The sequence below is a fragment of the Paenibacillus sp. N3.4 genome (assembly GCF_008017805.1).
In the GTDB taxonomy this organism is placed as follows: Bacteria; Bacillota; Bacilli; order Paenibacillales; family NBRC-103111; genus Paenibacillus_E.
In genome coordinates, this window is record NZ_VRTT01000145.1 from 1 (window position 1) to 7,730 (window position 7,730).

General features: G+C 44.4%; 9 protein-coding genes. 3 read left to right on the top strand and 6 right to left on the bottom strand.

All coding sequences use genetic code 11. The features are described from left to right. Positions 1-44: 44 nt before the first annotated feature. Positions 45-497 (top strand): hypothetical protein, encoded by a 453-nt coding sequence (locus FU659_RS33985; RefSeq protein WP_147951585.1) that lies wholly within the window; start codon positions 45-47, stop codon positions 495-497. On the opposite strand, the gene FU659_RS33990 is transcribed toward FU659_RS33985, so the two are convergent. From FU659_RS33990 to FU659_RS34010, 6 genes are all read right to left on the bottom strand, one after another. Further along, entirely contained in the window at positions 453-2,039 is a 1,587-nt protein-coding gene (locus tag FU659_RS33990) for an extracellular solute-binding protein (protein ID WP_261808231.1), read from the bottom strand. The genes FU659_RS33985 and FU659_RS33990 overlap by 45 nt on opposite strands. Positions 2,040-2,101: 62 nt before the next feature. After that, on the bottom strand, positions 2,102-2,992 hold the full coding sequence (locus FU659_RS33995; RefSeq protein WP_147951586.1) for a carbohydrate ABC transporter permease: 891 nt from the start codon (positions 2,990-2,992) through the stop codon (positions 2,102-2,104). A gap of 3 nt (positions 2,993-2,995) precedes the next feature. Then, positions 2,996-3,664, bottom strand: coding sequence for an ABC transporter permease (locus tag FU659_RS34000; protein WP_261808232.1), 669 nt, complete (start codon positions 3,662-3,664; stop codon positions 2,996-2,998). Further along, entirely contained in the window at positions 3,606-3,971 is a 366-nt protein-coding gene (locus tag FU659_RS38095) for a hypothetical protein (RefSeq protein WP_261808233.1), read from the bottom strand. Before FU659_RS38095 ends, FU659_RS34000 begins: the two co-directional genes overlap by 59 nt. 172 nt (positions 3,972-4,143) lie before the next feature. Next, entirely contained in the window at positions 4,144-4,893 is a 750-nt protein-coding gene (locus FU659_RS34005) for an AraC family transcriptional regulator (RefSeq protein ID WP_187274596.1), read from the bottom strand. Beyond that, on the bottom strand, positions 4,887-6,479 hold the full coding sequence (locus FU659_RS34010; protein WP_147951588.1) for a PDC sensor domain-containing protein: 1,593 nt from the start codon (positions 6,477-6,479) through the stop codon (positions 4,887-4,889). The genes FU659_RS34005 and FU659_RS34010 overlap by 7 nt, the downstream gene beginning before the upstream one ends. Positions 6,480-6,958: 479 nt before the next feature. On the opposite strand from FU659_RS34010, the gene FU659_RS38100 reads away from it, so the two are divergent. Next, entirely contained in the window at positions 6,959-7,156 is a 198-nt protein-coding gene (locus FU659_RS38100) for a hypothetical protein (RefSeq protein ID WP_261808234.1), read from the top strand. A 201-nt stretch (positions 7,157-7,357) separates the two neighbouring features. Next, complete coding sequence (locus FU659_RS34020; RefSeq protein WP_147951589.1) at positions 7,358-7,657, top strand: hypothetical protein; 300 nt, start codon at positions 7,358-7,360, stop codon at positions 7,655-7,657. Positions 7,658-7,730 lie beyond the last annotated feature (73 nt).

Sequence of the window (7,730 nt, forward strand, 5' to 3'; positions counted from 1 at the left end):
CCAATCCGGCGGCGACATTTTAGCAAGTGGTTCCTCCCAAAACCATGACCAGATGCCGAAGGTTGGCGAATCCGGCTGTTGATCCTGAAGTGATAGAACGGAAGCATTCGGATTATAATGAGGAGAACAGCATGCTTCGCAGACCGTTCACCAGTCCAGGCTATCATACGACGATCAAGGAAGCGGAATATGTTCACCCGATCATAGCAGCGCTTGACTATGCGCTAGCGATCCTTGATAGCGGTGACGAGCTGCATCGCGAAAGAGCGTTTAATACCTTGCGTACGGTTCTAAGGACTCCCTTATGCGAGGGAGCCAGATTGCATTTGCCTCTTTTACTTGTTCAGACTTTACGTTGTCTCTCATTTGCTGCACCTCAATTGATTCCGGCAGGGAATTTATTCCTAATTTTTGGCAATAAACTCCCCGTGCCGGTTGTGTCTCTTCGCAGGTTATTTCATACTGTCTTTATTTTTCTCGTACCATTCTTGCGCTAGCTTATCCACATTATCGCCGCCAAGACGCTTCCATTCCTTACGAAGCTCATTCATTCCCTCTTGAGGGGACATCGCCTTACCGCTTGTCACGACTTTCGCTTCGATCTGTTGAGCGATCGGATGGAATGTTGCAATCAATTGGGTAATCTCCGGAAGATCCGGATTGAACGGAATGTCTCTCCGGTATTTATTTTTAAGTGCCAGCTCTAACGACTTCGCTTTTTGCTTGGCATAACTTTGGGAAGCTTCATCCTTCGCCGCCATGAGCGGGATTTGTTCCGGTTTCAAGGTGAAATCCATCAAGAGCGCGTATTCGGCCGCATAAGCAACTTCCTTGGTGAATTTTTCTTGGTCAATTTTTTGACGGACGCCGTCAACCATTTTAAAATGGACATTCTCTTCTCCGTTCTTAAGCGGTACCCAACCGTCCTGCAGCATCCAGTCTAATGCCTGAATGGCCGATTTGATTTGGTCTTCCTTCATCTTGCTGTTAAATGCGGTAAATACGCTTGGCGGTGCTTCCTGATACAAGCCATTCTTGCCGTATTTGGTGCTGACGGTTTCAAGCGGTACCATTTTCGCATCCGGCACATTTTTCAGAAGCTCGCTATTAATCGCTTGAATATCCCAATTGCCTAAATAAATGCCAGCTTTACCGGTGGTCAACAATTGGCTGGAACGTTGGAAACTGGTATCTGTTATATATTCCTTGTCAATTAGGCCATCGTCAAAGAGCTGCTTCTGGAAAGCCAGCGAATCCGTAAAACGGTCATTGACTCTTCCGAATTGAAGCTTGCCACCCTCCACATACCACTGATTTTCCTGGGTGGCAAATAAAGCGCGGAAAATACTCGTGGCACTAGCGCTTAATGCGATCGGCACGGTATCCGCTTTGCCGTTGCCATCTGGATCCCCGTCTTTGAATTTGCGGGCGACTTCTATGAATTCCTCCGCTGTCGTCGGCGCTTTCAGACCCAGCTTATCCAGCCAGTCCTGGCGTATCCACATGCCGTGATTCGCAATCGTATCCCTTGCAAAAGAAACCGCATACACTTTACCGTTAACGCTCAAATAAGGTTTAAGCTCCGGATGTTTTTCAAGATATGCCTTGAACGTCGTACTGTATTTGTTGATGTAATCACCAATCGGCTGAATCGCTCCTGAATTGGCCAACTGGCTGATATAATTGCGGTCGTATTCCCAGATCAAATCAGGCGCTTCGCCGGCAGCGATAAGGGCATTCAGTTTAGGCTGCGCTTGACTTCGCGTAACGGGAACCCATTTTATTTTGACAGGTGAATTCTCGTTGATCCACTTCGTCCACCGGTTGTTCTCGTAGTCTCCCTCTGCTGTGGCTACTTGACCGCGATCAAACATCGATGCGCTAATCTCTTTTTTCGGCCCAGCGTTTGCTGCGGACGTCGCGCCGGCAGAAGCGCTCGGTTGCTCCCCAGTCGGTTTGTTTGAGCTGCACGCTGCAAGCATTGTCAATGACAACGCCCCAGCGAGAACCATTTTCCCTGCATGATTCCATTTTTTCACTTGTTCTGCATCCCCTTTTTTATAATTGACTACTATATCAAGAGCAGATTCGCTCCCTGATATCAACCTTTAACAGAACCGATCAAAACGCCTTTAACAAAGTGTTTCTGGAGAAACGGATACACACACAGAATCGGAGTTATGGCAATAACAATCGCAGCTGCTTTAATGGCTTCCGGAGTTAACAAAACTTGACTTAGATCATCGTTTCCTCCTGGAATGTTTAACAAATTGGCATCAACCTTATCGACCATTTGATACAGCTTCACCGTGACGGTTAGTTTGGTTGATTTCGTGATATAAAGCAGCACGTTGAAATAGCTGTTCCACCAACTGACCGCATAGAATAAGGACAAGGCCGCCAAGATCGGCTTGCATAGCGGCATGAAAATTTGCAGTAGAATCCGCCAATCGCCAGCACCGTCCATAGCCGCAGACTCTTCAATTTCCTCCGGCAGCCCCTCCATAAACGATTTCATCACAAACAAGTTGTAAGTACTGATCAGTGCAGGCAGCCAGATCGCCCAATACGAATTCATAAGCCCCAGCGTTTTCACAAGGATGAAGTTCGGAATGATTCCCGTAATGAACAGCATCGTAAATACAATAAACATAAGCAATGTCTTCCGTCCAAGGAGCCTTCGTCTGGAGAGTGGATATGCGGCCAGAATCGTCATGACCATGTTGAAAATGGTTCCGAAAACCGTTACGACAACGGTGTTGCGCAGCGCTATGATTAATTGCCCATCGTTGAACAAACGCTTATACGCTTCCATATTGAACTCCACCGGCCATAAGAAAACTTCGCCTGAAGTAATCGCCCTCGTGCTGCTAAGGGAAGCCACAACCTCATACCAGAAAGGAAATAAGGTCAATATCGAGATGCAACCGAGAAAAACGTAGGTCACCAGCATACTGAATTTGGCTGTAAAGCTTTTTGGGGTCGTGTTCATCGTTTACCACAGCCCCCGTTCTCCGGAAATCCGGATTAACCTATTCGCGCCAACGACCAGAATTAAGCTAATGACCGATTGAAACAGTCCGATCGCCGTTGTATAGCTGTAGCTCGAATTTTGCAATCCCACCCTGTAGACATAGGTGCTAATCACATCTGCGACATCCAGCACAGAATTATTTTGGAGAATGAGCGTCTGCTCCAATCCCACATCCATCATTTGTCCGATTCTCAATATTAAAAGAATAGCCATCGTTCCTCGGATACCGGGCAATGTAATGTGCCAAATTTGGCGCAGTCTGCCAGCCCCATCCATCTTGGACGCTTCATAAAGCTGAGGATCAATCGTGGCCATAGCCGCCAGATACAAGATCGTCCCCCAACCCGCTTCTCTCCATATGCCGGATAGCGTATAGACAAACGGCCACCAAAGCGAATCGGCCATGAAATAGATACCCTCTCCTCCGGAAACTTTCTTAATAATGAGATTGACGATCCCACTGCTTGGCGACAGCATCGCGATAGCAATTCCGCCCAACACCGCCCACGAAATAAAATGGGGAATGTAAAGTAAATTTTGCACGATACGTTTGTACCATTCCTTGCGGACTTCATTTAATAGAAGAGCCAGGATAATCGGCACCGGGAATCCGAAAAACAGACTGTACACGTTTAACAGCAGCGTATTTCTCAAAATTCTCCAGAAATCCGCACTTGCAAATAACATTTGGAAATGCTTGAATCCAACCCATTGGACTTCCAAAAATACCGTCAACAAACCGGTAATTCTTAAAAGCAATAATCTCGCCAACCATAGGAACATATTTGAACAAAACATAAAAACCAATTACCGGTAGAAGCATCGAATATAAATATTTATCCTGCTTCAACCTTTTCAGAACCGTCAGCCAGAAGTCGCTGGTTTTGGCCTTCTGCGTCCCGCTCTGCCTGCCTATGGTCGGGACCTTCCCCTGCATTTCGTCTGCCCCCTTTCGTCGTCGTCATCAGTCATTCGAGTACGATTTGATTGTATGAAAGGGGGATTGGAATGAAAATAGACTTGTTCGAATATTCATGTCATTTCTTACGATTTGGCAGGTTACAATTCTTAATACTGGTTCACTTTTTTACGATTCACTACCGAAAAGCTTATTCCAGCGCGGTTTTTCCTTCCGACTTGATGACCCACTCGCGATATTCAGAAGGTGTCATTCCCGTATATTTTTTGAAAGCCCTAAGGAAACTGCGCGTATTCGAATAACCTACCACTTCCGAAATATCGTTGATCTTTCGATTCTTTGCGGCAAGAAGTTCCTTAGCGGCATTAATCCTAATCTCAATCAAGTAATCGATAAAGTTTCGCTCTGTATGTTCTTTAAACAGTTTACTGATATACGGTGGACTTAACTCAAACTTATCAGCCAATTGGTCTAAAGAAAACTCGCTTTCTTGATAATGGTCCTGGATATAAGCCAACATCTTCTCAATTGTTTTATTGCTTCCCCGTTGGCTGCGTTTTTCTTCAATTTTCCCAGCTAATCCTTCGAGTACCGTATTGACGATCCATTCCGCTTCCTGCCAATTGTCACATTGATGAATCCGCTGGTGGAGATTACCCATCTCTTCAAGCGCTTCCTCCGTAGCTATGCCGACAGAAGCCACCACTTGCAATGATTTCATAATCAACTCGTAAGAGAGCTGTCGGATCAAGTCAGGAGATAAACTGCCGCTTACCGCTTCTTGAAACAGCATGGCGACAAATTCCTTTATCTTATCGGTTTCCGTTTGCTTTAACGCTTCCATAATGGGATCCGTCATCTTGATCATGCGATAATACTCCTGATTGTCCGACTCCAGCAAATCCTCGATGGAAATCACGGAATTGCTGCCGATCACCATTTGTACTGCAGAGCTTTCTGCGACTCGTCGTACGATTTGGGAATATCCTTCATTTCCCGATAACATCTGCCTACACCGATTGTTACAAGCAGTCCAAATTGCCGTTTCATGACATCCATTACTAATTCGAGGACGGTCAAAGCGCGCAGATGGTTTTGTTCCTCATCACCTTCTGCAAAGCTAATGATGATGGCAGATGAGCCTGAACCCAGATCAATGGCCACCCCTGCATTTTCCATATTCAACAACTCTTCAGCGACGTTGCATAGCGCATACGTATACAGCGTTTCGTCCTTCGGATTGCTCCGTCCTTCCTTCCCGATCTCTGCGGTGCAAACCACATACATGTTAGGAAATAAGCGGATTTCCGGAAATTCCAGATGGTTGCGCACCGAAGCGTAATCCGATCTATAACCGGATAGTATGTCCATAATGATTCGCCATTTCAGTACAGGTTTCGAATCTCGGACCTGTTTTCCCAACTGTTCCCGATCCATGAACATTTGATCGAACACCGTCTCCAGATAGCCCAGCCCCGCGACGTTTCTAACCGAATCATTCCCTGGATGAGTCACTTTGAACGTTCCGGACATTTTCCTAACCAAACGATCCAGTGGTTTAAACGTACGGCGATTCACGATAAAAAGGACAGATATCGCCACAACAATCATGCCCAAAGCAATTGCCATCATGAATTGACGGGTCGATTCCAACGGCTGATACACTTGGGATTCGGGAACCACACTAATGATTCTCCAGCCCGTATAGGTCGAAACCGTATAAAAGACCGATTGCTGGATCCCATCCAGCTTCGTCGTGAAATGTCCGTCCCCGCTTTGGCTCATAATCTGCTTCATATAGGGGGCGTCCGCCAAATTTTTGTACAACAGAGATTTGTCATCATGCGTCACGATGTTCGCTTTGTCGTCGATAATAAACGTATGACCGCCCTGGGTACTGTCTTTAAAAATATCTTTAATCATCTTATAAAGGACGTCTTCTTTCATATTTACGGCAACAAGTCCCTTCCGGTATCCCGGACCGCTGATTGACGGATAAGGACGAACTAACGTGACGACATCCTGTTCTTTTTCACCATCCGCGCCATCCGCTACTTTATGTGTCGTTATCCACTTGGAATACCCTTCGATATCGATGTAGGGGACTAACCAGTTTTCCCTAGATTCGTTTCGTTTGAAAAACGTTTTATCGGTCAGCACCTCGCCGCTTACATCCGAATAAAGCATGACGGAAGAGAACTGTTCATTCGCATGCACCAATGTCTTGAGTTTATTGGATAACCCATAGAAATTCGTATATTTTTGAGACGTATCATCATAACTGTCATACATGAAATAAACATTCTCCAGCTCCTGCGACATGGATAACAATTTCCTGTCCGTTTCGCGGAACACCAGTTCGATTTTATCATCGATCTGCTTTAACAGAGCGATGTGCGTATCTTTCAAATCCTGCTTCAAGCGTCCTACCGTTCCGGCATAAGACATCCAGAAGGTTAACAGAATGACAGTTATAAAAACCATGCTATAAATGATCATGACCTTGCCAGTAATGCTGAATTTCATTGATACCCCTCCAATTCAAATGAACAAATCTTTCCCGAACGTCAGCCTCCCTCTGTTAGGTTAAGACTTTTAACCATTCGATAAGAAGCAAATTGTATCCTTTATTTGCTTAAAAAAAATGCGAAATATTGTCATAGACTCGAACAGAATAATAAACACAGAATGTGTTATTTGTACTTTTCGTTTCCACAAGTTTTAGCAGTAAAACATCCACTCAAACTAATCAAATGGATATTTAATGAACCATCGTCACCGCATTTCCCCGGGTACCATTTTCAGAACAATACCGGTATCGTGTTCTCAGATACGACCATTATTAACAGCGGCACAAGTAAGGATCTTTACAATGGTGAACGCGGTGCCATTGATTTGGAAGCTTCAACGATGCTATCAAGAACGTCACATTTACCAATATAGACATCATCAATACTCAGCGAGATGCTATTCAATTCGGATACGGTGGTGGATTTGAAAATACGGTGTTTAACAACATCACCATCAACGGTACTGGTCTGGATGGGGTAACAACCTCTCGCTTCTCGGGACCTCATCAAGGGGCGGCTATCTACACGTATACAGGCAATGGCTCCGCAACGTTCAACAATCTTACGACCAGTAATATAGCTTATCCCAACCTTTATTACATCCAAAATGGTTTTAATCTAACAATCAAATAATTTATTTTTTGAATCTGAAGGGAAGAGTTATTAACTCCTCCCTTTTTTTGTGCTGCTCAAAAGGATCTACCTTCATCCTGCACCTTTAAAAACGAATGTTAGGCAGTTCTTTTACCAACTTTACATCCCTTTTCTCGCTTAACCGAGTTTTTTATAGTAGAATGAGGTCTCAGTTAACCTAAATGATGATGAGGTGTTTAAGTGTCTATTAATTTCACCAAAGCAATTGTGAATCGATTACAACATGAAATTGCTGACATAGAAAGCAAAATCTTAAACGAGAAAAATAAAAAAGAAAAAGCGCAATCGAAAATGAATCAATTGCAAAGAGATCTGAAATTAAGTCAATCGCACAGCGATTTAAGCAGTAAAATGACGCGAATAAACAAGTTAAACGAAGAAATCAAATCCAGTACTCGTTTACAATCTGAGCTATCCAAGCAGTTGGCGACCAAGAAAGCTTCGCTTAAACAACATCATTTATCTATAGAACCTCAATAAAAGAAAGCACAGAAGCCCAGACGAATTGCCGTCTGAGCTTCCTTATTTTAATCTTGTTTTCTTCCTATATAGT

What these genes read in the sequence shown, in the direction of transcription:
- FU659_RS33995 (WP_147951586.1), bottom strand. Translation starts at nt 2,992, where the DNA reads ATGAACACGACCCCAAAAAGCTTTACAGCCAAATTCAGTATGCTGGTG.
- FU659_RS38095 (WP_261808233.1), bottom strand. Translation starts at nt 3,971, where the DNA reads ATGCAGGGGAAGGTCCCGACCATAGGCAGGCAGAGCGGGACGCAGAAG.
- FU659_RS34010 (WP_147951588.1), bottom strand. Translation starts at nt 6,479, where the DNA reads ATGAAATTCAGCATTACTGGCAAGGTCATGATCATTTATAGCATGGTT.
- FU659_RS34005 (WP_187274596.1), bottom strand. Translation starts at nt 4,893, where the DNA reads ATGGTGATCGGCAGCAATTCCGTGATTTCCATCGAGGATTTGCTGGAG.
- FU659_RS33985 (WP_147951585.1), top strand. Translation starts at nt 45, where the DNA reads ATGACCAGATGCCGAAGGTTGGCGAATCCGGCTGTTGATCCTGAAGTG.